At 65.0% G+C, this 23,474-nt stretch carries 18 protein-coding genes; all 18 read right to left on the bottom strand.

Annotation, left to right across the window (positions count from 1 at the left end; translation table 11 throughout):
• Nucleotides 1-131: 131 nt before the first annotated feature.
• A complete protein-coding gene (locus ACPFMA_RS19875) occupies nucleotides 132-3,011 on the bottom strand; it encodes a TIGR00180 family glycosyltransferase (RefSeq protein WP_420058670.1) in 2,880 nt (959 codons plus the stop codon).
• Nucleotides 3,012-3,090: 79 nt separating this feature from the next.
• A complete protein-coding gene (locus ACPFMA_RS19880) occupies nucleotides 3,091-3,822 on the bottom strand; it encodes a cephalosporin hydroxylase family protein (RefSeq protein ID WP_009402908.1) in 732 nt (243 codons plus the stop codon).
• Between the two features lie 20 nt (nucleotides 3,823-3,842).
• The gene (locus ACPFMA_RS19885; protein WP_425928520.1) at nucleotides 3,843-4,916 is read right to left on the bottom strand and encodes a class I SAM-dependent methyltransferase; all 1,074 of its coding nucleotides are present in this window, start codon (nucleotides 4,914-4,916) and stop codon (nucleotides 3,843-3,845) included.
• Entirely contained in the window at nucleotides 4,906-5,763 is an 858-nt protein-coding gene (locus ACPFMA_RS19890) for an NAD-dependent epimerase/dehydratase family protein (protein ID WP_425930611.1), read from the bottom strand. The genes ACPFMA_RS19885 and ACPFMA_RS19890 overlap by 11 nt, the downstream gene beginning before the upstream one ends.
• A 5-nt stretch (nucleotides 5,764-5,768) precedes the next feature.
• Nucleotides 5,769-6,992 carry a methyltransferase domain-containing protein gene (locus ACPFMA_RS19895; RefSeq protein ID WP_425928521.1) on the bottom strand — a complete coding sequence of 408 codons (1,224 nt, stop codon included), beginning with the start codon at nucleotides 6,990-6,992 and terminating at the stop codon, nucleotides 5,769-5,771.
• On the bottom strand, nucleotides 6,989-7,549 hold the full coding sequence (locus ACPFMA_RS19900) for a dTDP-4-dehydrorhamnose 3,5-epimerase family protein (RefSeq protein ID WP_425928522.1): 561 nt from the start codon (nucleotides 7,547-7,549) through the stop codon (nucleotides 6,989-6,991). The genes ACPFMA_RS19895 and ACPFMA_RS19900 overlap by 4 nt, the downstream gene beginning before the upstream one ends.
• Nucleotides 7,546-8,628 carry a CDP-glucose 4,6-dehydratase gene (gene rfbG / locus ACPFMA_RS19905; protein ID WP_064302506.1) on the bottom strand — a complete coding sequence of 361 codons (1,083 nt, stop codon included), beginning with the start codon at nucleotides 8,626-8,628 and terminating at the stop codon, nucleotides 7,546-7,548. Before rfbG ends, ACPFMA_RS19900 begins: the two co-directional genes overlap by 4 nt.
• Nucleotides 8,610-9,383 carry a glucose-1-phosphate cytidylyltransferase gene (gene rfbF / locus ACPFMA_RS19910; protein ID WP_009402915.1) on the bottom strand — a complete coding sequence of 258 codons (774 nt, stop codon included), beginning with the start codon at nucleotides 9,381-9,383 and terminating at the stop codon, nucleotides 8,610-8,612. Before rfbF ends, rfbG begins: the two co-directional genes overlap by 19 nt.
• A 158-nt stretch (nucleotides 9,384-9,541) precedes the next feature.
• Entirely contained in the window at nucleotides 9,542-13,126 is a 3,585-nt protein-coding gene (locus ACPFMA_RS19915; protein WP_425928523.1) for a glycosyltransferase, read from the bottom strand.
• A gap of 114 nt (nucleotides 13,127-13,240) precedes the next feature.
• Nucleotides 13,241-14,815 (bottom strand): flagellar hook-associated protein 3, encoded by a 1,575-nt coding sequence (locus ACPFMA_RS19920; protein ID WP_425928524.1) that lies wholly within the window; start codon nucleotides 14,813-14,815, stop codon nucleotides 13,241-13,243.
• A gap of 13 nt (nucleotides 14,816-14,828) precedes the next feature.
• Nucleotides 14,829-16,877, bottom strand: coding sequence for a flagellar hook-associated protein FlgK (flgK, locus tag ACPFMA_RS19925; protein ID WP_064302503.1), 2,049 nt, complete (start codon nucleotides 16,875-16,877; stop codon nucleotides 14,829-14,831).
• 10 nt (nucleotides 16,878-16,887) lie between these two features.
• On the bottom strand, nucleotides 16,888-18,093 hold the full coding sequence (flgJ, locus tag ACPFMA_RS19930) for a flagellar assembly peptidoglycan hydrolase FlgJ (RefSeq protein ID WP_279897694.1): 1,206 nt from the start codon (nucleotides 18,091-18,093) through the stop codon (nucleotides 16,888-16,890).
• Nucleotides 18,094-18,105: 12 nt separating this feature from the next.
• Nucleotides 18,106-19,215: a flagellar basal body P-ring protein FlgI gene (locus ACPFMA_RS19935; RefSeq protein ID WP_009402924.1), complete on the bottom strand. Its 1,110-nt coding sequence runs from the start codon at nucleotides 19,213-19,215 to the stop codon at nucleotides 18,106-18,108.
• A 12-nt stretch (nucleotides 19,216-19,227) separates the two neighbouring features.
• Complete coding sequence (gene flgH, locus ACPFMA_RS19940; RefSeq protein WP_064302501.1) at nucleotides 19,228-19,923, bottom strand: flagellar basal body L-ring protein FlgH; 696 nt, start codon at nucleotides 19,921-19,923, stop codon at nucleotides 19,228-19,230.
• A 54-nt stretch (nucleotides 19,924-19,977) separates the two neighbouring features.
• Nucleotides 19,978-20,763: a flagellar basal-body rod protein FlgG gene (flgG, locus tag ACPFMA_RS19945; protein WP_009402928.1), complete on the bottom strand. Its 786-nt coding sequence runs from the start codon at nucleotides 20,761-20,763 to the stop codon at nucleotides 19,978-19,980.
• A 45-nt stretch (nucleotides 20,764-20,808) separates the two neighbouring features.
• On the bottom strand, nucleotides 20,809-21,549 hold the full coding sequence (locus ACPFMA_RS19950; RefSeq protein WP_009402930.1) for a flagellar basal body rod protein FlgF: 741 nt from the start codon (nucleotides 21,547-21,549) through the stop codon (nucleotides 20,809-20,811).
• Between the two features lie 325 nt (nucleotides 21,550-21,874).
• Nucleotides 21,875-22,057, bottom strand: coding sequence for a hypothetical protein (locus tag ACPFMA_RS19955; RefSeq protein ID WP_064302500.1), 183 nt, complete (start codon nucleotides 22,055-22,057; stop codon nucleotides 21,875-21,877).
• Nucleotides 22,058-22,131: 74 nt separating this feature from the next.
• Entirely contained in the window at nucleotides 22,132-23,454 is a 1,323-nt protein-coding gene (flgE, locus tag ACPFMA_RS19960; protein WP_064302499.1) for a flagellar hook protein FlgE, read from the bottom strand.
• Between the last annotated feature and the right edge of the window lie 20 nt (nucleotides 23,455-23,474).

A 23,474-nucleotide genomic window follows, 5' to 3' on the forward strand; every position in this document is an offset into this window, starting at 1 on the left:
GAGGCGGAAAGCAACGGTTTTCTGACCTCCGACCTGTTGAAACAGGGGCGAAGCAAGATGCAGGCCAGCAGGATTTTCATCACTGCCTGCCAGCGACGAGGCCATCAGCGACCCCATCGCCGGCCCCGCCTTCAACCGATCAGCGCTTTCCAGTCGAACGCCGCCTGCTCGGGCTTCAGGCTGCGACCATGGGCAGCGCTGCTCCACAGCCCGGCCCACTTGCCACGCAACGCCGCGAGGGCAACCTCGTCCTGCGGCAACTGCCCCGGATGCACCACCTGCACCTGTGGCGTCCACACCGTCAGCAGACCGGCTTCGGCCACTTTCAGGCACAGGTCGACATCGGCGTAGGCGTCAGCGAACCCGACCTCATCCAGCCCGCCCAGGGCGCGGAACACCTCGGTCCGCACCATCAGGCAGATGGCCGAGACCGCCGGGTAGTTCTGCTCCACCGCAGCCTGGCCGAGATAGCCGGTTTCTTCCTTCTTCAGACCAACATGCGCAGCCTGCACACCGTCCGCCGTCAGCATCAACCCGCCCTGGGTCACGTTGCCGGCAGCATCCACCAGCTTGGCGCCGACGATGCCGACCTCCGGCCGCTGGGCCTGGTTGAGCAACAGCTCCAGCCAGTTGGCATTGACCACCTCGGCGTCAGGGGCCAGCAGCACCAGGTACTCACCGTTCGCTTCGGCGCTGGCGGCGTTGATCAGGGCCGCTTCGCCAAGCCGCTGCGGGCTCTGCAGGACGCGTACGCGTCCACCGAGCTGCTGCAACTGCTCCAGCCATTGCAGGTGCGCCGGCGACTGGCTGGCGTTATCGGCGACCAGCACCTCGTAGCGCAGGTAGCGGGTACGCTGCAAAACGCTTTCCAGGCAACGCTGCAATGCTTCCTGGTTGTCCTCGCTGCGCAGGATGATCGACACCTGCGGTCGCTCCAGGTGGCGGTAGTCAATGCGCAAGGCCCCCGGCAGCGCCGAGCTGACCTGGGCCTTGTAGCCACGCGCGGCCAGATGCCGGGCCAGGGCCTGGCGGGCATGTTCGTTGTGCTTGAGCTCGGGCGCCCGGCTGATCAACAGCGGCTCGTCGAGGTGGGCGAGACCGTTCAGGCCGCCCTTCTCGATCAGGCGCAGGAGCAATTCGTATTCCAGCGCCTCGCTGAATTCGCTGGCGAAACCGCCCGCCTCCACCAGCACCTCGCGGCGTACCAGCCAGTGCCGCGCCATCAGCGGCGGCAGGCTTTGCAGCAGGTCGAGGTTGATGCCGGGGCGCAGCAGTTCACGCCAGGCACCGCCGGACAGTTGCTGGATCTCGTCCACCGCCACGGCACGGCAGTCCGGCGCGTCGAGCAGCTCCAGGCCGGCACGCAGCAAGCCGGTGGCGGTGAACTCGTCACCGGCCTCGGCGAGCATCAGCCAGTCGCAGCTACTCTGGCGGGCGATCTGGTTGATCTTGTCGACGTAGTCGTCCTTGCTCACCCGGACGAAATGCAGGGTGCTTTGCAGGCTGGTCATGGCCGGCAGCGGCCCGGTGGTGAAGACAATGATGCGGAACGAGCGGCTGACGCCGTTGATCAGGCTGTCGAAGGTGGCCTGCAGCCTGGCTTCGTCATGCTCGAGGTTGAGCAGGAGGATGCCGATCTGCGGGCCACCCTGATGCTGCTTGAGGTGCGCGGCGACGGCTTCGCGGCTGGCCGGGTCGGGCTGGCGCGCCTCCAGCCAGTCGAGCAGGCGTCCGGATGGCTGGGCGCCGAGCAGCGCGCGGCCGCCGTCGCTGGCCACGGCTTCCAGGCGCCGGGCCCATGCCTGCAACTTGCCGGCCTCTTCGGTCTCGCCATCGTCATGCAGCAAGTCAGCCAGGCGCTTGACGACCGCCAGGTTGTACGGCGCGGCCTTGAGCGCTTCGCGGGCGCGAGCGATCTGGCTGAACGCGTTGTCCTCGGGGTGCACGGCAAGCAGGCGTTCCTGCTGCAGCCAGATCGACTCCAGCTCTTCCTGCTGCACGCGGCCCGCCGGCAGGGCATGCAGGAGGAATTCGATTTCGCCCAGTCGGTCGAAGAACGCCTGGTTGTAGAACGGCAGGTTGACGTACTGGGTCGGCAGGAACTTGTAGGTCGATGCTTCGCCGGGCCCATTGACGTGGGAAGAGAAGACCGGCTCGATGATCAGCGAGCGACCACCGGCCAGGCCTTCGTACATCAGGGCGAAACTCTCCCGGGCCAGGGCGCGCAATTGTTCGCGCTCGCCCTTGAGCGGTGTCTCGAGGCCGGCCAGCACGTCGCTGAATTCCTCACGGCTGGCCACCGAGGCCGGGTCTGGCAGGGCCAGGGCGTAGGTGACCTCGGTATTGTGCTCGGAGGCGCCGTAGTTGGCTTCGCGCACCGCATAAGGGATCGGCAGCATGCGCGCCTTGGCACTGGCCAGCAGGAACCAGGTGTGGCTGACCTCCAGCCATTCGAAACGCAGGTTGTCGGGAATCTGCGCAGCCCAGTCCTGCAGCAGCGAGGTGCGGGTCACCGCGTAGAACGGCGGGATGAAGGCGTACAGGTAGTCGAGGATGCGCTGGCGCGGATCGTCGCTGGCGAAGTCCTCCTGGCCGATCTTCTTGTCGCGGCGGTAGTAGTTGATGTGCCCCGCCTGGGCCAGGTACATCATGCTGTAGCCCTGGCACATGCCGTAGTCCGGATGGGCTTCGAGGAAGTCCAGGGACTCGCCGATGGCATCGGGCAGGATGAAGTCATCGTCGGCGACCAGCGCCATGTAGGGCGTCGTCACCAGGCCCAGGCCGTGCTTGATCTTGGCCTGGAAGCCACGGTAGTCGAACTGCGGCAGGTGCCGGTAGTCGACCCGCGGGAAGCGCTCGGTGATACCGGCAGCCGGCTCCGGCGAGGAGTCGAGCACCAGCAGGGTGCCGGGAAAGTCCTTGTAGTACTGCAAGGCGCGGCGCAGGAAGCCGGGGCGCTTGTGGGTCAGCATGACCAGGGTGAACTGGTTGTTCAGGGCAGTGCTTGGCATGTGGGTACCTGACGGGAAATCTGCTGTGTGCTCTCGGGCCCCATCGCTGGCAAGCCGGGGCCATTAGGGTCGGTAAAAGTCAGCGCACCCGGCGCAGGTAGCCATCCGGCGCCACGCTGATCAGCAGCTTGTCCTGCATCTGCTGGTCGATTTCGAAATCGGCATTTTCCTTGAGGTATTCCCACACCGCGGTCTTCGGGTTGTCGCCCGGGCCCCAAGGACGGTCCGGGAAGAACTCCGGCGGCATGTCCTCGACCACGGTATCCATCACCACGCAGTAGCTGCCCACCGCCACCAGCGGTGCGTAGGCACGCAGTTCTTCGAGCACGTGCTCATGGGTGTGGTTGGAATCCAGCACCAGAATCACCTTCTTGCCTTCGGCGAAGGCGCGCACGCGCTCCACCACCGCCGGATCGATGCTCGAACCCTCGATCATGGAAATGCGCCTGGCCATCTGATGGCTTTCGATGGCCTCGCGGTTGTGCGGGCGGATGTCCAGGTCGATGCCCAGCACCTCGCCATGGCCCTGCAGTTCCAGCAACGAGGCGTAGTAGATGATCGAACCGCCGTGGGCGATGCCGCATTCGATGATCAGGTCCGGCTTGACCCGCCAGATGATCTCCTGCATCGCCAGCATGTCCTGGGGCAGCTGGATGATCGGCCGGCCCATCCACGAAAAGTGGTAGCTGTACTTGTGCTTGGCCGACTCGTTGAAGAAGTCCCGGGCCAGGCCCTTGAGCTGCTCGTCCTGGCCCTGGGCCTTGATGCCGGCCTCGCATTCGGCTTCGAAGGCCTTGATAACGTCGGTCATGGTGCTGTCTCTCCGGGAAGTCATTGAAATGCGGCGCTGTCGACGGCGTGGTAGACGAACCGGTCGGCGGTCATGCGGCGGATTTCTTCGAGGTAGTTGGAATTCATCACGAACAGGTTGGCGCCGTCGGGCAAGGCGGCCATGGCCTCCTGCGGCGACGAAACGCGCACGCCGCTCAGCGGCAGGTAGCGGCCCTGCTTGGCCGGGTTGATATCGACCACCTGGTCGACCGCCACCCCGGCACGCTGCAGGAACAGCGAATAGATCACGCCCTTGGACGACGCGCCCCAGATCGCCGAGCCCTTGCCGGCATCGCGCTGCACGATCTGCACCGCACGTGCCAGGCTGGCATTGAAATCAGCCGGCAGGCGCAGTGGCTCGGCCGCGCCATCGTCGAGGCGGCGCAGGCTGGCGAGGTCGGCGACCACGTACAGGTATTGCTCGCCGAACAGGCGCCCGGCCTCCAGCACACGGCCGAACAGGCGCTGCAGGTCAGAGAGGCGGAAATAGTTGACGTGCTCGTAGAACAGGTCGAACCAGGCCTTGTGCTCGATGATCCAGTCCAGGCACGGCACTTCGATGTAGATCAGGCCGGCGTTGCCGTTGGCCCGGGCGATCTCGTGGAGGAACCCCACCGGATCGGCGATATGCTCCAGCACATGGCGCAGCACGATGGCATCGGCGCGCAGGTCCAGTTCGGCGGTGAACGGCGCCTTGATCACGTCGGCGTTGTCGCCTTCATAGGCCGGATCGATACCGGTCACGGCATAGCCGCGTTCGCGCAGCAGTTCGAGGAAGTACCCCTTGCCGCAGCCCACTTCGATCAGGCTGTGGCCCTTGAAATGGCGGGCAACGATGGCCTCGACATCGTTCAGATGACGCTGGAACTGCCCGGAATGGGCCTGCTCGTTCTGGTAGTCGCTGTCGTAGCTGAGCTTGTCGGCATCGAAGGCATCGTTGAACACCAGGCCGGTGCGAGCATCCTGCACCAGGCGCATATCGGCGCTGGCACTGGCCCGGGCGCTGGCGGCATCGGCGAATGTGCGGTTCTGCAGCACCGGCAAGGCATCGGCGCGGTACAACTCATGCTTCATGTTCTGCTCCCAGCAAGGTATGCAGGCATCGGGCATCGCCCCAGAAGGCCATGGGCTCGTGCGCCGGATAAGGGTAGTGCCCCAGGTTCAGGGCGATCCGCGAATCCCGCGCGGCGCGGTGGCGCTCCACCAGGCTGCGTACCGCTATCGGCTGGCCGCTGCAAATATTGACCACGCCACTGAAATCGCGCCGTTGCAGCAAAGTGGCGAGATGTGCGGTGGCCGTCTCGACGGGCAGGAAATCCCGCAATTGCTCGCCGCCCGACATGTCGAATTGCGCCTGCCCCGCGTCAATGGCCCGGTCCAGGGCCGCCAGCAGGCTGTTGGGGTTCTGCCCCTCGCCATGCAGGTAGAACAGCCGCGCCCATTGCAGGGTGAACGGCACCTGCTGGCGCAAGGTGTCGAGGAACAGATGCAGGCTGTGCTTGGCCAGGCCGTAGGCATTGGCCGGCCGGCATTCCAGGGTTTCGCTCAGCGGGCCGCTCTGCATGCCGTACTCGAAGCAGGTGCCGGTGACCTGCACCTGCCCTACCCCGGCCTCGACGGCGTGCTTGATGAAGCGGTAGTCGGCCATCAGGTTGTGTTCCAGATGGAACAACCCCTGGTAGTTGGGCAGGCCCGGCCATGCCAGGTGGACCAGGGCATCGACGCCTTCGCACAGGGCAGCGACATCGGTGCGCGGATCATGGATATCGGCGGCCACGAACCCGACCCGGTCGAACCATGGCAAGGCTCGCGCCGGCGCCTGGCGACGGGCCACCGCGCGCACCTGGCAACCACGGGCCAGCAATGCAGCGACCAGGTGCCGCCCGACAAAGCCGCTGGCACCGGTCACCAGTACGGTCATCGCAGTCACAGGATGGTCAGCTCCGGCACGGCGATGACGAAACGCCCGCCCCATTCACGCACCAGCGCCTGCTGCTCGCTGACTTCCTTGAGCAGGTTCCACGGCAATACCAGCACGTAGTCCGGCTGCTCGGCGGCCAGGCGCTCCGGTGCGACCACCGGAATGCGGCTCCCGGGGAGGAACTTGCCCTGCTTGTGCGGATTGGCGTCGGCCACCCAGGCCAGCAGGTCGGCGCGGACCCCGGCGTAGTTGAGCAGGGTGTTGCCCTTGGCGGCAGCGCCATAGCCAACCACGCGCTTGCCCTCGGCCTTGGCCTGGAGCAGGAAGCGCAGCAACTGGTGCTTGATGCGTTCGGCGGCCGGGGCCAGTGTCGCGTAGAAACCGGTGGTGGTTACGCCCACCCTGTCCTCCGTGTCGAGCAAGGCCTGCACCGCCGGCCGCGCCGCCTGCGGACCATCGGCACGCTGCACGTAGACCCGCAACGAGCCACCGTGGGTCGGCAGCTCCTCGACGTCGAAGATCTCCAGGCCGTTGCGCTGGCACAGGGTGCGCACCGCCGTCAGCGACAGGTAGGAATAATGCTCGTGGTACAGGGTGTCGAACTGGCTCTCGGCCATCAGGCTGAGCAGGTGCGGGAATTCGAAGGTGGCAACCCCCGACGGCTTGAGCAGCGTGGCGAAGCCGCGCAGGAAATCGTTGATGTCCGGAACATGGGCGAGCACGTTGTTGGCCGCCATCAGGTCGGCACTCCAGCCCTCGCCCACCAGTTGCGCGGCCGCCTGTTCGCCGAAGAATACCTCGCGAATGTCCAGGCCCTTTTCACGCGCGGCCTGGGCGGTGCTGCGGGTCGGCTCGACGCCGAGGCAGGGAATGCCGCGTGCGGCGACGTATTGCAGCAGGTAGCCGTCGTTGGCGGCGATTTCCACCACCCGGCTGTGCTCGTCCAGGCCGAAGCGCGCGCTCATGTCCTCGACGTACTGCCGGGCATGGGCCAGCCACGAACTGGAGTAGGAACTGAAATAGGCGTAGTCGGCATCGAACAGCGCGTCGGCGCGGGTGTAGTCCTCGGTCTGCACCAGCCAGCACGCCTGGCAGACGCCAACCTTGAGCGGCACCCAGGCCTCGGCAGCCGCCAGTTGCTCGACGCGCAGGTAGGCATTGGAAGGCGGCGCGGTGCCCAGGTCGATCAGGGGCAGGCTCAGCGCTGCGCCACAGCCACGGCAATTCATGCAGGCACTCCGGTGAAATGATGATCCAGCCAGGGATGGGCCTCATCCCGGGCCGACAGATTCTTGACAGGCAGCGGCCAGGCAATGGCCAGGCGCGGGTCGTGCACCGACAGTCCGCCTTCGCGTCCCGGCGCGTAGTCCGCACTGTGCAGGTAAAGCAGCTCGGCCTCTTCGCCGAGCACCTGGAAGCCATGGGCGAAACCGGCGGGGATCAGCAGGCTGCGACCGTCACCGGCCTTGAGGTGTTCGGCATGCCAGTGCAGGAAGGTCGGCGAGCCCTCGCGCAGATCCACCGCCACATCCCAGACTTCACCGCGCAGGCAGGTGATCAGCTTGGCTTCCGGCTGCTCGCCCTGCTGGTAATGCAGGCCGCGCACCGAACCCTGGCCGAGGGTGTGCGAGTGATTGATCTGGCGAATGTGCAACGGCACGCCCAGGCCGTCCAGGCTGCCTTCGCAGAACAGCCGGGAAAACTGCCCGCGGGCATCGCCGTGGCGCTTGTGCTGCACGCTGTAGAGCCCGGCCAGCGGCAGGGCATGGAGTTGCAGGTCGCTCACGACAGCTCCGCGTACAGGTTCAGCTGATCCAGGGTAACGGCGCGCATCTCGTCGCCACGCTTCCACGCCAGGTGCCATTGCAGGGTGTGCTCCAGGCACTCGCGCAAGGACCAGCGGGTGCGCCAGCCGAGCAGTTGCCGGGCACGGCCGCTGTCCAGGCGCAGCACGCCGGCTTCATGCAGGTCGCTCGGCTCGACGCGCATGCCCGGCGAGTCCGGCCATTGCCGCGACAGGTGCGCGACCACATCGCCAACGCTGCACATATCGCCTTCGGCCGGGCCGAAGTTCCACGCACCGGCGAAAACCGGGCCCTCGGTATACAAGCGATGGGCCAGCAGCAGGTAGCCCGCCAGCGGTTCGAGAGCGTGCTGCCAAGGGCGGACCGCCTGGGGATAGCGCAAGGTCACCGGATGCCCCGCATCCCAGGCCTTGAGCACATCGGGAATAAGGCGTTCGGCAGCGAAATCGCCGCCGCCGAGCACATTGCCGGCCCGCGCCGTGGCCAGGGCGAGGCCATGCTCGGCGTGGCTGGCCGGCGGGAAGAAGGACGCCGCGTAGGATTGCGCCAGCAGTTCGCAGCAGGCCTTGCTGCTGCTGTACGGATCGTGGCCGCCGAGGGCTTCGTTCTCGCGGTAGGGCCATGGCCATTCCTGGTTGGCGTAGACCTTGTCGGTGGTGACCAGCACCACCGAGCGCACGCCGCCGACCTGGCGAATGGCTTCGAGCAGGTTGAGCGTGCCCATCACGTTGCTGGACCAGGTGCCCAGCGGATCGCGATAGGCCTCGCGCACCAAGGGCTGCGCCGCCAGGTGCAGGACGATTTCCGGCTGCGCCTCGGCCACCACTTCGAGCAGGGCGCCAAGGTCGCGCAGGTCGCCACGGGCGTCCTTGATATCGCGGCCGACCTGGGCCAGCTCGTACAGGTTGGGGCCGGGTTGCGGATCGAGGGCGAAGCCGGTGACTTCGGCGCCCAGTTCCCGCAGCCAGAGTGCCAGCCAACTGCCCTTGAAACCGGTGTGACCGGTCAGCAGTACGCGCTTGCCGTTCCAGAATTCGGCATTCAGGCCCACTGTTTCCATGGGGCCTCCCCGCTCTGCCATAACTGTTCGAGATGATTCTTGTCGCGCAGGGTATCCATCGGATGCCAGAAGCCATCGTGCTGGAAGGCGTTCAGTTGGTCCTCTGCCGCCAGCCGGGCCAGGGGCTCGGATTCCCAGGAGGTGTGATCGTCGATGATATAGGGCAGGACCTTCGGCGACAGCACGAAGAAACCGCCGTTGATCCAGCCGCCGTCGCCGCGGGGTTTCTCGATGAAGCCGCTGACCTTGTCACCGTCGCGCTCAAGGGCGCCGTAGCGTCCCGGCGGTTGCACGGCGGTGACCGTGGCGAGCTTGCCATGGCCCATGTGGAAGTCCACCAGGGCGCCGATATTCAGGTCGGACACACCGTCGCCGTAGGTGAAGCAGAAGGCCTGCTCGTCTTCCACGTAGCGGGCGGCGCGGCGCAGGCGGCCACCGGTCATGGTTTCCTCGCCGGTGTCGATCAGGGTGACCCGCCACGGCTCGCTGTAGTTCTGGTGCACGTCCATGCGATTGGCACGCATGTCGAAGGTGACATCGGAGGTATGCAGGAAATAGTTGGCGAAGAAATCCTTGATCGCATAGCCCTTGTAGCCAAGGCAGATGACGAAATCGTGGATACCGTGGGCCGAGTACTGCTTCATGATGTGCCAGAGAATTGGCTTCCCGCCGATCTCGATCATCGGCTTGGGCTTGAGGTGCGATTCCTCGCTGATGCGGGTACCCAGCCCACCGGCCAGAATTACTGCCTTCATGTCCTTCCCCTGTCGTCGCGCACGGCTGCAGCGCGGGATTTATGGCGATGAGAGGGGGACTTGCAGGAAACGCGCCAGATTTGCAGCGCCCTTTCGGGCCTCATCGCTGGCAAGGCCAGCTCCCACAGGGTTCGGCGTTGTCCGCGATACCTGTGGGATTACCCCGGCATCCAGCCGTCATACCACACCTGCACATGCTCCGGCCGCAGCACGTAGTTGCGCATGACCTCGTCGTGCAATTGGTCGCCCATGCGGTAGCTGGCGTCAGGGTCGGCCAGATGCATGCGGATCGCTTCCAGCCATTCCTCGGTGGAGTTGGTCTTGACCCGCGTGCACGGCAGGTAGCCCCGGTAGGCGGCGGTGTCGGTGACGATCACCGGGTAGCCGCAGGCGCCGTACTCCAGCAAGCGCAGGTTGCTCTTGCAGTCGTTGAAGATGTGGAACTCCAGCGGCGCCAGCGCCAGGTCCAGGTTGAGGCTGGACAGCTTGGCCGGGTAGGCACCCAGGCCCACCGGCGGATGGAATTCGTGGATGTAGGGGCGCAAGGCCGGCGGGCACATGCCGAAGAAGATCCACTCCACCTCGTTGGCCAGGGTCTTGATCACCTCGGCAATCACTTCCAGGTCGCCGGTATGGCTGGTACCGCCGCCCCACCCTACCCGCGGCTTGCTGGAGGTACGGCGCCGGGCGCGCTGGCCGACCCAGAGTTCCTCGGCCAGCATGTTGGGCAGCACGCGGATGTCGCGGTGGGTATCGCTCAGGGCATCGGCCAGCGGCTCGGTGGACACCACCAGGCGGTCGCAACGGGCAATGCCGCGGCGCAGCGAACCCTCCAGGTCGCGTGGGGTGTGCTTGAGGTGGCCGTTCTTCTTCGGCACCTTGACCACGTAGTCGTCCAGTTCGTAGATGACGAAGCCCTTCGAGTAGGTCTTGAGCCGCTCGATTTCCTTGATGAAACCTTCGGTGTAGCGCCCCTGCAGGATTGCCACGTCGGGGGCGCTGCGCGCGAGCTCGACGTTGGTGGGAATCTCGAAGTACTGCTGCTGCGTCACCCAGCCCGCCGCCTCCAGCTCGGTCAGCGGCTTGATGACCCGGTAGTGGCCCACCGCGGTCTTGTTCATCGGCAAGGCGAGGATGTGCGGCAGCGAACGCCCGACGAAAGGCTGCCAGCCGTCCTTGAGCCCAGGCTCGAGACGGAACGCCGCCTCCTTGAGCGAGAGGTTCACGTTATACGCCGGATCCCGGGCAATCACCGGCATCCAGGCCTGCTGGAAGGCCTCGTGCTGCTGGACCAGCACGGCCTGGCGCTCGGCTTCCTTCTGCGGGTCCGGCGCCGGGCCCGGCGGACGGTCCAGCACCAGGCGCGCACGCGGCGTCCAGACACAGAGATAACCGGCCTGGCGCATGCGCAGCCCCAGGTCGACATCGCTGAAGGCAGCGCTGAAAACGGCGTCGTTCAAGCCGCCCAGTTCCAGCAGCAACTGCTTGCGCACCAACAGGCAATCGGCGCCCAGGGCCGAGTAGTTCTGCGCCACCTGCAGCCGTTGCATATAGCCACCGGCCTGGCTCGCCTCGCCCACGAACGGCGAATACACCGCGCCACGCATGCCCAGGATGCCGCCGGCATTGACCACCAGGCCATGGGCGTTGACCAGTTCGGCACCGACCATGCCGACTTCGGGACGCTGGCCATGGGCCAACAGCTCATCCAGCCAGTCACCTTCGGTTATCACGGTGAAGACGTCGAGCATCACCAGGTATTCGCCCCGGGCCTGCCCCGCCGCCAGGTTCTGCTGGGCGGCGAACGAGCTTTCCTCGTCCAGCTCCAGTACCCGCAGGCGCGCCCCCATCTGCGCCATGGCTGCCAGCCAGGCTCGCGACTCCTCGCGCTGGCTGGCGTTGTCGATCACCAGCACTTCGTAGTTCGGGTAGGTGGTCTTGGCAAATACGCTTTCCAGGCAACGCTCCAGCGCGGCGACCTGGTCGCGGAAACTGAAGACCAGGGTCACCAGTGGCTGCGCCGAATGCAGGTAGCGGATCTGGTTGATCGCGCTGCCCATCTCGTTTTCCAGGCGATAATCCATGCCCAGGCGGCGCAGGTGGGCATCGAGCACCCGCGGATTTTCCGCAACCACGGCCGGCGACGACAGCCAGGCGGCGAAGCCGAAGGCCGACTCCACCAGGACTTCCGGAACATGTTCGACCACCTGCGGGCCGTGGCTTTCCACCAGGCGCCAGAGCAGGTCATGGGGCGCCAGTTCCCGGTAGCCGCCGGCAAAACCGCCCGCCGCCAGGTAATGAGCACGCGAGAACGCCAGCACCCGCCCGGTGAAGGGATAGGCCCGCTGCAGGTCGAGGTTGAAGTCGGGCTTGAACACCGGCTCGCTGGAAACCTCGTCATCCAGCCCGCCTTCGTCACCGTAGAGGCAGGCGATTTCGCCCAGGTGCACGATGCGCTCGGCCATCAGCATCAGGCTGAACTCGCTGAGGCGATCACCGGCGCGCAGCAGGCAGAACCAGTCGATGCCGTCCAGCTCGGCCAGCACTTCGTTGAGCTGCAACGCCCAGTCGTCCTGCAACGCCCGGCCGATCAGGCTTTCATCGAGGCTGGCCGGCAGCCGGCCGGCACTCAGCAACAGGGTGCTCGCGGCGCCGTAGCATTGGCGCTGGATGCTGTCCAGGGTGCGCTGGCGTGCCTGACTCTCGCCCTCGCTGTCGAGTACCACCACGGCAATCCGCGGCTGCCGTTCCCAGTGCTCGCTCAGGCGCATCAAGCGGCGCAGTACCAGCGGGTCCTGGCGGCAGCCGAGCCATTCCTTGTAAAGCTCGGCGAAGGTATCGCTGTGGTCGCCGACCTGGGACTCCTGGATCGCCTGCAAGCTGCGCAAGACATGGACCAGGAACAGGTTTTCCCAGACACGCTCGACGCTGGCGCCATCCACCGGCAGGACATGGATCTTCACCCAGCCGGAGAACGACTCGCTGGCCGGCGGACGGGCGGCGAACATGCTGCGCAGCCATTGCAGCTCGTTGGCGCGCGAGGCTTGCAGGTCCGCCTGGCGGCGCAACTGCTCGGGATGGATGCGCTCGATGCAGTTGATCTGGGCGGTCACCGCCAGGTTGCCGCGCCGCAGCAGGCAGACGAACAGCGCGAAATCGATATGGGCGTGGAACCCGGCCTCGACCAGCGCTGGCAGCAACTCGTTCAGGTCCTTGGCGCGCATCAGGGTGTTGCTGAAACCGCCGATGAAGTTCAGCGGATTGCTTTCGAAGAAGTCCAGCAGGTCGTTGCCGTGGTAGACCGTGTCACCCCAGGTGAACCAGCTGTTTTCCAGGCGCTGGGCCAGGGAGAAATCCTCGCCGTCCACCAGGCTGCGGCGAGTGGTGACCAGGCTGACGTCGTCATTGGCCAGGTACAGCTTCAGCTCGCTGCTGATGCAGTCGGCCAGCAGGCGGTCGTCGTCGCAAAGGAACTGTACGTATTCACCACGGGCCAGCTCCAGCCCCGCCAGCAGGTTGTGCGGCAGACCGAGGGGCCGGGCGTTGCGCTGGTAATACAAGGGGCAGCGCGCCAGGGGCTCCAGCTCGTCGACGATGGCCTTGATCTCGTCGTCGCGCCCTTCGTCGCAGACGATCACTTCGAGGTGGTCATGGCTCTGCGCCAGGGCGCTGACCAGGGCCGCGCGGAAATAACGGGCGTTGTTGGCGGGAATGACAAGGCTGACAAGAGGTGCTGGATTCACGGGAAGACTCTCGACCAGGAACCGCCCTCGGGTGAAACGGAACAGCCTGGCACTGGGGGAATGGCGGCTGTGCCGCGCCGCGCCCGCAGCGGGGACGCGGCGCAAGCGCAGGTTTTACAGGCTGTTGAACAGGCTCAGCTGGCTGATCCGGCTGAAGGCCATCTGCGACGCCTGGAGCATGGTCTGTTGCAGGGTCAGGCGGGTCATGACCTCGGCCGGGTCCGAGTCGCGGATCGACGACTGGGTGCTGGCGTTGGCGATGCTCAGGCTCTCGTTGGCCAGTTCCTGCAGGTCCAGGGCCTTGCCCCGGCCACCGATGGAAGTCACGGTGTAGCCAAGTTGGTCCTGCCCGCTGCTGATGTTGGAGATGGCCGCATCGAGGGCTTCGCGCAGTTGCTGCTGGCCGGCGGTGCTACCGTCGATCGGCTGTTCCAGGGCCTGGCGCAATTGGGCGACGGTGTCGAGGATGTTTTGCGTCTGGTGCTTGTTGACCTGCACCACGTACTGGTCACCGGAAGCAGGCGCTGCGCTGAAGTCGAACTGCACACCGGCAGCGGTGGCCGTCGGCGGCGTACCGGCCAGGGTACCGTTGGCCACCGGACGGCTGTCGGCGGTTACCGGCGAGGCGTACAGCTCGAAGTCGGTGGCGCTGGTGAACTTGATCACCGCACCACCGGATGGGAACGCCTTGGCGTATTTGTCGGCATCCACCACCTGGGTCGAGCTGACCTGGGTGCTGGAGGCGTTGCCTGGGCTGCGCACGCCGGTGATGGTGTCCGGCTTGCTCTCCAGGGTAAAGGTGTGCCCGGCCACCACGGCATCCGGGTTGGTGTCACCGGCCTGCAGGTTGATGTTCAGGCGCAGGTCGACGCCACGGAAGCTGACCGAAACGCCACCCGTGGTGCTCGGATCGAAGGTCCCGGCATTGGTCGCATCGGCGGTGACATCCGTCCCCGAGGCATCGGTGACCTTGAACTGGGTGCTGCTGAGCATGGTGATGGTGTAGGGCTGACCGCTGCGGAACTGGTCGTTGTAGCCCGAGGCGCTGGACATCTGCCCGTCGGTGAAACGCACACGACCGTCATCCGGGGTGGGTGCGGTCAGGGTGGTCTGGGTACGGTTGGTGTTCAACGCCTGCTCGAAGGTCTTGGCCCCGCTGTTGGTGGCGGCCATGGTCAGCATGTCGCCGACCTGCAGTTTCAGCTCGCCCTCGTCGCCCATGTAGCTGTAGGTGCCGTCGGCGTTGCGCACGAAGGGCTGGGTATCGCTCTTGGAGCCGGAGAACAGGTACTGGCCGTTCTCGTCGCGGGTGTTCATCAGGCTCAGCAACTGCTCTTCGAGCTTGCCCAGCTCGGTGGCGGTGGCCTTGCGCTCGGTATCGGTAAAGCCGGCGTTGCCCGCCCCCAGCGCCAGCTCATTGACTCGCTGCAACAGGGTGTTGATCGAGTTCAGGGTGGTTTCCGCCTGGCTCAGGCTGTTGCGCACCGACGTGGTGTTGGTGGCGTACTGCTCGAGCATCGAGCTCTGGTGGTCGAGCTGCAACAGGCGCGCCGCGCCTACCGGGTCATCGGCGGCGGTGCGCACGCGGATCAGGTCGCTGGCTTCCTCGCCGGTCTTGACTACGTTGGAATAGTTGCGCTGGTAGTTGGCGGCGCTGGATTCGTAGTACTGGGAAGTGGAAATACGCATGCTCTACGACTCCTTAAAGCGCACTGATCAAGGTGTTGAAGACTTCCTGCGCCGCCTTGATGATCTGCGACGAGGCGGTGTAGTACTGCTGGTACTTGACCAGGTTGCCGGCCTCTTCATCCAGCTGCACGCCGGAGAGCGAATCCCGGGAAGCCTTGGCCTGGGTCAGGATGACCTCGGTCGCCGCGCTGTCCATCTTGGCTTGCTGGGTCTTGGCCCCGACGCTTTCCACCAGCTTGCCGTAGGCATCGCTGATGCTGACGCCCTTGGTGGTGCTACCGACGTCGACGGTCTGCTTGTTCTGCAGTTCCAGCAGGCTCAGGCCGTTGCGGTTGTCCGAGGACGAAGCACCGGTCAGGGACACGGTGTAGCTGTCGTTCTTCTTCGGCGCGCCGCTGATGTCCATCTGGAAGGCGAAGGTCTTCTGCACGCCACTGCCGTCCAGCACCGGCGCGCCGGAGGCATCGACCATCGGCACGTTGATCTGCAGGGTGTTGTTCTGCCCGGGAATGAAGGTGCCGCTGCCGATGGCGTTGCCCTTGGCATCGACCACCGAGTAGGTCTGCGGCGAGGCGGTTTCGTCGCCGAACACCAGGCGCACCGGCGTTCCGTACTTGATGCCGTTCTGCAGTTCCAGGCGCTGGGCCGGGTCGGCGATATCCAGGACCGAGGTCAGGACCGGCTGGGAGATCACCCCGGTGCCGGTGTTGCTGCCGCCGGCGGTAGCGCCCAGCGGCGCAGCCATGGCCAGTTTCTTCGAGTCGGTCATGACCACGTCGAGGTTCGCCGCGCCGTTGCGCGTCGGCGTGATCTTGAAGCTGTCGCCGGCACTGAGCGCACCGCCGTTGAGGTTCAGGCTGAAACCATCGATGACCGGCTGCGGATCATCAGTGAGGTCGAAGCTGCCCATGCTGGTGTTGTCCGGCAGCTTGCGCACGGTGTAGCTGGTGGCGCTGGTGAAGGTCACCTGGTAGTCGCTGGTGCTGAGCAGGCTGGTGTCCTTGATCACCACGTCGAGGTTGCCGGAGCCGGTGCTGTTGCCGTTCATGGCGATGCTGCGTCCGGCCATGGACAGGGCGCTGTTGATGTCGTTGAACAGCGCCGAACCGAATTCACCGTTCTTGTCGATCCCCTGGGCCAGCTGGGTGTTGACCTTGTCGGCCATGACCAGGGCCAGGCGGCCGATCTCGTTCTGGGCCGGGATCAGGGTATCCTTGCGGTAGCGCAGCAGGCCGCCGATCTCGCCACCGGTGAGGGAGTTGGTCACATCCACGGTGGTGTTGTTGTAGGCCAGCTTGATCGACACCTGGCTCGGGTCGGTGGTGCTGGTGACCACGCTCAGGGCATTGACGCTGGTGCCCAGGACCAGCGACTGGCCGTTGGCCAGGGTCACGTCGATGTTGCCGTTGCGGTTGGTGGTCTGCACGCCGACCAGCTCGTTGAGCTGGCGGATGGTCTCGTCGCGCTGGTCGAGCAGGTCGTTGGGCTGGCCATTGACCGCGCCGACCTTGGCGATCTGCTCGTTCAGCGACGCCACGGTCTTGGCCAGGTTGTTGACCTGTTCGGTCATCGACTTGAGGTTGCCGTTGATGTTGCTGTTCTGTTCCTTGAACTGCGCAGCGATGGTGTTGAAGCGGTTGGCCAGGGCTTCGGCGTTGGTCAGCAGCAACTGCCGCGAAGCATCGTCGTTGGGCTTGGCAGACAGGCCCTGCAGCGCGCTGAAGAAGCTCTTCAGGGCGCCGGTGACGCCGGTGTTGGCGTCGGACAGCAGGTTGTCCACCGAGGTGATCTGGTTCAGGTACGACGCGGCGTCGCTGTTCAGCGACGTGCTGGTCTGCAACTGGTTGTCGAGGAACGCGTTGTACACCCGGCGCACGTCGGCCAGGGTGGTACCGGAACCGATGTACACCTGGCCGTAGCGGATCGAGCCGTTGGTGGTCTGGATGTTCTGCTGGCGCGAATAGCCGGCAACATCGGCGTTGGCAATGTTGTTACCCGTGGTATGCAGGCCCGACTGGGCGGCCCCAAGTCCCGACATCCCGATGCTGATCAAACTCGCCATGGTTCAAACCTTATAGTTTCGTCGTTGGGCTCATCGCCGCGTAGCTGTCGTACGACTTCATCTGTTTTGCGATCTGCGAGATCTTGCTGGCGTAGTTCGGGTCGGTGGCGTACCCGGCCTTTTGCAGCTCTCGCACGAATTGTTCTGGGTTATCGGCCGACTTCACCGCTTCTTGATAGCGACTGTTGTTCTGCAACAGGCTGACCAGGTCGTGGAAGCTGTCCTGGTACGAGTCATAGGAGCGGAACGCCGCGGTCTCCTTGACGAACTGGCCGTCGCGGAACTCGCTGGTGATCGCCCGCGCCGAATCCCCTTCCCAGTTGCCGGTGGCCTTGATGCCGAACAGGTTGTGACTGCTGCTGCCGTCGGAGGCGCGCATGACCGACTTGCCCCAACCGGTTTCCAGCGCCGCCTGGGCCACCAGGTAGCGCGGATCGACGCCGATCCGCCTGGCCGCCTGCTCGGCCATCGGCAGCATGGTGGCGACGAAGTCGTCGCTGGAATCGAAGGCTTTCTTCGCCGGCGCCAGGGGCGGCTGGGCCACGGCGCGACCGTAGATGCGCATGGAAGAACCGGGCGCGGCGAAGGTTTGTGCCGGCTCCCAGTCACCCTTCACTACCGCGTCGGTCATGGCCGTGGTACGTCCGGGAATCGCTGCGGTATTGGTGGTGGCCGCGTTGGCATTGGCCGACGGCACGATGCCCGCCAGCAAGCGATCGGTGAGCTTGCCCGGCAGGGCCAGGCGCCGTGAATTGAGGGCGGCGACATCGTTGCGGGTGCCGGCGCCAGCCTCGCTGCTGCGCACCGGCTCGGCGACCTTGCTGGCCCACAGCGCCTTTTGCTCGACATCGACCCGCGGGAACGGGCTGGTGTTGACGCTGCTCGACTTTTGCTTGGACAACTGGCGCATCAGCACGTCCTGCAGCCCGATACCCCCACCCTCGCGGGACAGGCTCACCGCCAGCTGCTGGTCGTACATCGACTGGTACTGCTTGGTGGTCTCGGTATTGAGCGGGTTGTCCTTGGCCAGCACGTCGGTGGCCGAACGCACCGACTTGAGCATTTCATTGAGGAACAGCGACTCGAATTCCTGGGCCACCTTGCGCAGGTTGCCCTCGCTGTCGCGGTCGCCGACCTTGAGCGAATTGAGGCGATTGAGGTCGGTATAGGCACCGCTGTCGGCGGTGCTGAACATGGCGCTCTTGGGCAGATCCATCGGTTGCGCTCCTCAGATCACGATCAGGTCGGCCTGCAACGCGCCGGCCTGCTTCAGTGCTTCAAGGATCGCCATCAGGTCGCTGGGCGCGGCGCCCACCTGGTTGACGGCACGGACGATCTCGTCGAGCGTGGTGCCCGGGCCGAACTTGAACATCGGCTTGGCTTCCTGCTGGGCGTTGACCCGGGAACGCGGCACCACCGCGGTCTGGCCGTTGGAGAACGCCCCCGGCTGGCTGACGATCGGGTCTTCGGTGATGGTCACGGTCAGGCTGCCGTGGGTCACGGCGGCCGGCGATACCTTGACGTTCTGGCCGATCACGATGGTACCGGTACGCGAATTAATGATGACCTTGGCCACCGCCTGGCCCGGATCGATCTCGAGGTTTTCCAGGATCGACAGGTAATCGACGCGCTGGCCCGGATCCAGGGGCGCAGTGACCCGCACCGAACCGCCGTCGACCGCCTGGGCCACACCCGGGCCGAGCAGTTCGTTGACCTTGTCGACGATGCGCTTGGCGGTGGTGAAGTCAGGACGGTTGAGGTTCAGGGTCAGGCTGTTGCCCTGGTTGAAACCGCTGGGCACGGCGCGCTCCACGGAAGCGCCGCCGGGAATCCGGCCCGCCGACGGAACGTTGACGGTGATCTTCGAACCGTCACGGCCCTCGGCATCGAAGCCGCCTACCACCAGGTTGCCCTGGGCGATGGCATAGACGTTGCCGTCGATACCCTTGAGCGGGGTCATCAGCAGGCTGCCGCCGCGCAGGCTTTTCGAGTTGCCGATGGAGGACACGGTGATGTCCACCACCTGCCCCGGCTTGGCGAACGGCGGCAGGTCGGCATGCACGGAAACCGCCGCGACGTTTTTCAACTGCACGTTGCCCGACCCTGGCGGCACCTTGATACCGAACTGCGAGAGCATGTTGTTGAAGGTCTGCAGGGTGAACGGGGTCTGGGTGGTCTGGTCACCCGTACCGTTGAGCCCCACCACCAGGCCATAGCCGATCAACTGGTTGGAACGCACGCCGGAAATGCTGGCGATGTCCTTCAGCCGCTCGGCCTGGGCGCTGCACGCCGCGGCCAGGAGAAGGGTCGCGGCAACGAACTGCTTGAACTTGAGCATGGTCACCCGAACCTAGAACGGGAAAAGCGGACTGAGGAAGAAGCGGTCGAACCAGCCGGGCTGGCTGGCATCGGCGAAGGCCCCGGTACCGGAATAGGTAATGCGTGCATCCGCCACCCGGGTGGAAGACACGGTGTTGTCGGTGCTGATGTCATCGGCGCGGACCAGGCCGGCGATACGCACCAGCTCGTCGCCGGTGTTCAGGGTCATCCACTTTTCCCCGCGCACGGCGATGATGCCGTTGGGCAGCACGTCGGCCACGGTCACGGTGATCGAACCGGTCAGGGTGTTGCTCTGCGCCGACTTGGCATCGCCCTTGGTGCCGCGGTCGCCCTTATAGCCGGCACTGAGGCTCAGGTCGTTGCTGCCGATCGGGTTGTTGGTGGTCAGGCTGGAGCCGAACAGCGAGGTCAGGCCGATGTTCGCGGTGCTGTCCTTGTCGATCTGCGAGTTGGCATTCTTGCTGGCCTGGGTCCGCTCGTTGAGGGTGATGGTGATGATGTCACCGACCCGGAACGCCTTTCGGTCGCTGTACAGGTTCTGCTCGAACCCGGCCTGGTAGATCGAGCCGTTGTTGGCGGCCGCCGGCAGGGGCGTACGCGGCAGCACCGGCGCGTAGTACGGATCGTTGGGCTTGGGCGTCGGCGCGACGCAACCAGCCAGCAACACCGCCCCCCCCAGGGCGACAACAGACAACAAACGGCTCATGACTCTGACCTCACGGTGTAACGAGTAGCGAAATAGCGACCTTGGTCACGTCAGTTACAGGTTCTGGGTAACGTACGAGAGCATCTGGTCGGCGGTGGAAATCACCTTGGAGTTCATTTCGTAGGCACGTTGGGTGGTGATCATGTTGACCAGCTCTTCCACGGTGCTGACGTTGGAGTTTTCCAGGGTCTGCTGCATGGTGGTACCGAAGCCGTTGAGGCCCGGGGTACCGATCTGCGGCGCGCCGCTGGCGGCGGTTTCCAGGAACAGGTTGCCGCCCTGGGCCTGCAGGCCGGCCGGGTTGATGAAGTCGGCGGTCTGGATGTTGCCGATGATCTGCGCCGCCGGGTTGCCGGCAGTGGTGATCGACACGGTGCCGTCCTGGCCGACGGTGAAGGTCTGGGCATCCGGCGGCACGACGATGGCGGGTTCCAGGGCAAAACCGTTGGCGGTGACGATCTGGCCGTCGGAGTTCAGGTGGAAGGTGCCGTCACGGGTGTAGGAGACGGTGCCGTCCGGCTGCAGGATCTGGAAGAAGCCACGGCCGTTGACCGCGAGGTCCAGCGGGTTCTCGGTGGTCTGCAGGCTGCCGGTCATGAAGTTCTTCTGGGTGCCGACGATGCGCACACCGGTACCCACTTGCAGGCCCGACGGCAATTCGCTGTCCTGGGTAGACTGGGCACCGGGCTGGCGCTTGACCTGGTAGAGCAGGTCCTGGAATTCGGCGCGATCCCGCTTGAAGCCGGTGGTCGAGACGTTGGCCAGGTTGTTGGAAATCACGGTCAGGTTGGTGTCCTGGGCGGACAGACCGGTTTTACTGACCCAAAGAGCCGGAAGCATGCTGTTCTCCTCGTACGCCTGTTTTTCGGCGCTACGCCTGTGTCATTAGCTGATTTGCAAAACCCGAGCCATGGCTTCGTCGCCTTCCTTGGCCGTGTTCATCATCTTTACGTGCAACTCGAACTGCCGGGCCAGCGCCAGCACGGAGGTCATTTCCTCCACGGCATTGACGTTGCTGGCCTCGAGGAAACCGGACACCACCTGCACGTTGGCATCGGCCGGGGCAGGCTGGCCGCTCTTGGTGTGGATCATCCCGTCCAGGCCCTTGGTCATGGTCTTCAGGTCGGGGTTGACCAGCTTGATGCGATCGACCTCGGCCAGTACCCGCGGGCCTTCGCCCATGGCGCGGATGGTGATGGTGCCGTCCTGGCCGATCTCGATCTTCTGCTCCGGCGGCACGGCGATGGGGCCGCCGTTACCCATCACCGGCATGCCGTTGCCGGCACGCAGGACACCGACCGCGTCGACGTTCAGGCTGGCGGTGCGCACGTAGGCTTCGCTGCCGTCCGGCGCCTGTACGGCAATGAAGCCGTCGCCGCCGATGGCGATATCCAGGTCACGGCCGGTTTCCTGCAGTGCACCGGGGCTGAAATCGGTGGCTGGGCGCTCGGTCATGGCATAGGCCCGCGCCGGAAAGCTGTCACCGAATACCGGCATCGAACGGGCCTGCTCCAGGTCACGCTGGAAACCGCTGGTGGAAATGTTCGCCAGGTTGTTGGCATGGGCCTTCTGCGCCAGCGCGTTCTGGCTGGCGCCGGTCATGGCCACGTAAAGCATCTTGTCCACAGTCTTCCTCCGCTGGGCTGGCGAACACTTGCCGTTCACCGCTGCTGTCGAGCGATGAAAGCAATTTTCGAACCAGATTTTGCCAAGGCGGGAAAAGCCCTGTGTTTTCGGGGTTTTGCTGGTTTTGCGGAGGGTTGTTGCGGAGGGGGAAGACAAATTATCGGCGGTGGGTTTGCCGGAGGGCGGCAAGATCCCGCCTCAAGGGAAAAGCAAAAGCACCGCGGACCCTGTGGGAGCGGGTTCACCCGCGATTGCTATGGTGAGTCCACTACCGTAATCGCGGGTGAACCCGCTCCCACAGGGTCCGCGGCATCCTTCTATTCCATCAAGGCCGGCACCCGGCATTATTGAACGGCCCGGCAAAACGCTTCCAGCCCTCACCCGGCGCCTGCTGGGCGCAGACCAAGCGCCCGTCGGCCTGGCTTTCCCAGCGGTACCACGGGGCCATCGCCGCCACCGCCTGGCTTGCCAGCACGAACAACACTCCAGCCAGCACAAAACGCTTCATTTCCACCTCGCTGAAACGACAAACCCCCGCCCGGATCGGGAAGGGGCTCGCGTGATCACACTACCCAGCCAACATCAGGTCATCTGGATGATGGTCTGCATGATGGAGCTCTGGGTGGAGATGGTCTTGGCGTTGGCCTGGTAGTTGGACTGCGCCTTGACCAGCTCGACCAGTTCCTGGGTCAGGTTGACGTTCGATTCTTCCAGGGAGTTGGAAGAGATCGAGCCGAGCGTACCGGTCTTCGGCGTGTCGATGCCCGGGATGCCCGAGGCGTAGGTTTCCTTCCAGCGGGTGCCGCCCTGCTGCTCCAGGCCCTGCTCGTTGGCGAAGCTGGCGATGGCCAGCTGGCCGATGGCACGGGACTGCTGGTTGCTGAAGCTGGCGAACATGACGCCGGTGGAGTCGATGCTCAGGCTCGACAGGATGCCGGTGGCATAACCGTCCTGGGACTGGGACAGGCGCGCCGTCTCGGTGTTGTACGAGGTGGTCGAGTTCATGTCCAGGCGGATGCCGTCCGGGTTCGCGGCCGAACCATTGGGCGACCAGGTACCGGTGGTGGAGTTGTACGCCGACGGAATCCAGCCCTTGACCGTGAACACGTTGTTGACCACGGCGAAGCTGTCGTCCGGCGCGACCGAGCCGGTCATGCTGTTGACGCTGCCGTCGGACTTGAAGGTCATGGTGCCGGTCAGCGGCGTGGTGCTGGCCGGGTTCTGCGGATTGCGGCCGTCGATCAGGGTGTACATGGTCCAGGTGTTCTGATCGGTCTTGCGATAGTACTGCTCCATGGTGTGCTTGTTACCCTGGCTATCGTAGATCTCGGTCGAGAACTTCTTGCTGTAGGTGGTTTCGTCGGTCGGCACGAAGGCCGGGCCGGTCGGCGCCAGCGGAATGCTGTCGGCCGAGGAATTCAGGTTGATGCCCTGGTCGATCAGGCTGGTGGCCTTGGGCGCCAGCGCCGAGGTGTCGATCTTCAGGTCGGTCAGGCCGGACTTGATGATCGTGCCGTTCTCGTCGGCGGCATAACCCTGCAGGCGCAGGCCATCGGAGGTGACGACGTAGTTGTCCTTGTTGGTCTGGAAGGCACCGGCACGGGTGTAGCTGAGCGAGCCGTTGTCGCTGAGGATGAAGTAGCCCTGGCCCTGGATGGCCATGTCCAGCACGTTGCCGGTGTTGTTCACGTCACCCTGGCCGAACTGCTGGGACACCGCCGCCAGGCGCACGCCGTTGCCGACGGTCTTGCTGCCGACGCCGAGCTTGCTTGCCGAGTACACGTCCTCGAACTCCGCGCGCGAGGATTTGAAGCCGGTGGTGGCAACGTTGGCGATGTTGTTGCCGGTAACGTCCAGCTGCTTGCTGGCTGCATAGAGACCGCTAAGGCCGATATTGAAGGACATCTTTCACTCCTGTGCCGTTA

Origin of the sequence: Pseudomonas sp. NyZ201, from assembly GCF_049860765.1 — a bacterium.
Taxonomy (GTDB): domain Bacteria; phylum Pseudomonadota; class Gammaproteobacteria; order Pseudomonadales; family Pseudomonadaceae; genus Aquipseudomonas; species Aquipseudomonas bharatica.

Excerpts from the sequence above, each read along its gene's own strand:
- ACPFMA_RS19875 (WP_420058670.1), bottom strand. The coding sequence starts at position 3,011 with ATGCCAAGCACTGCCCTGAACAACCAGTTCACCCTGGTCATGCTGACC.
- ACPFMA_RS19880 (WP_009402908.1), bottom strand. The coding sequence starts at position 3,822 with ATGACCGACGTTATCAAGGCCTTCGAAGCCGAATGCGAGGCCGGCATC.
- ACPFMA_RS19885 (WP_425928520.1), bottom strand. The coding sequence starts at position 4,916 with ATGAAGCATGAGTTGTACCGCGCCGATGCCTTGCCGGTGCTGCAGAAC.
- ACPFMA_RS19890 (WP_425930611.1), bottom strand. The coding sequence starts at position 5,763 with ATGACCGTACTGGTGACCGGTGCCAGCGGCTTTGTCGGGCGGCACCTG.
- ACPFMA_RS19895 (WP_425928521.1), bottom strand. The coding sequence starts at position 6,992 with ATGAATTGCCGTGGCTGTGGCGCAGCGCTGAGCCTGCCCCTGATCGAC.
- rfbG (WP_064302506.1), bottom strand. The coding sequence starts at position 8,628 with ATGGAAACAGTGGGCCTGAATGCCGAATTCTGGAACGGCAAGCGCGTA.
- rfbF (WP_009402915.1), bottom strand. The coding sequence starts at position 9,383 with ATGAAGGCAGTAATTCTGGCCGGTGGGCTGGGTACCCGCATCAGCGAG.
- ACPFMA_RS19920 (WP_425928524.1), bottom strand. The coding sequence starts at position 14,815 with ATGCGTATTTCCACTTCCCAGTACTACGAATCCAGCGCCGCCAACTAC.
- flgK (WP_064302503.1), bottom strand. The coding sequence starts at position 16,877 with ATGGCGAGTTTGATCAGCATCGGGATGTCGGGACTTGGGGCCGCCCAG.
- flgJ (WP_279897694.1), bottom strand. The coding sequence starts at position 18,093 with ATGGATCTGCCCAAGAGCGCCATGTTCAGCACCGCCGACAGCGGTGCC.
- ACPFMA_RS19935 (WP_009402924.1), bottom strand. The coding sequence starts at position 19,215 with ATGCTCAAGTTCAAGCAGTTCGTTGCCGCGACCCTTCTCCTGGCCGCG.
- flgH (WP_064302501.1), bottom strand. The coding sequence starts at position 19,923 with ATGAGCCGTTTGTTGTCTGTTGTCGCCCTGGGGGGGGCGGTGTTGCTG.
- flgG (WP_009402928.1), bottom strand. The coding sequence starts at position 20,763 with ATGCTTCCGGCTCTTTGGGTCAGTAAAACCGGTCTGTCCGCCCAGGAC.
- ACPFMA_RS19955 (WP_064302500.1), bottom strand. The coding sequence starts at position 22,057 with ATGAAGCGTTTTGTGCTGGCTGGAGTGTTGTTCGTGCTGGCAAGCCAG.
- flgE (WP_064302499.1), bottom strand. The coding sequence starts at position 23,454 with ATGTCCTTCAATATCGGCCTTAGCGGTCTCTATGCAGCCAGCAAGCAG.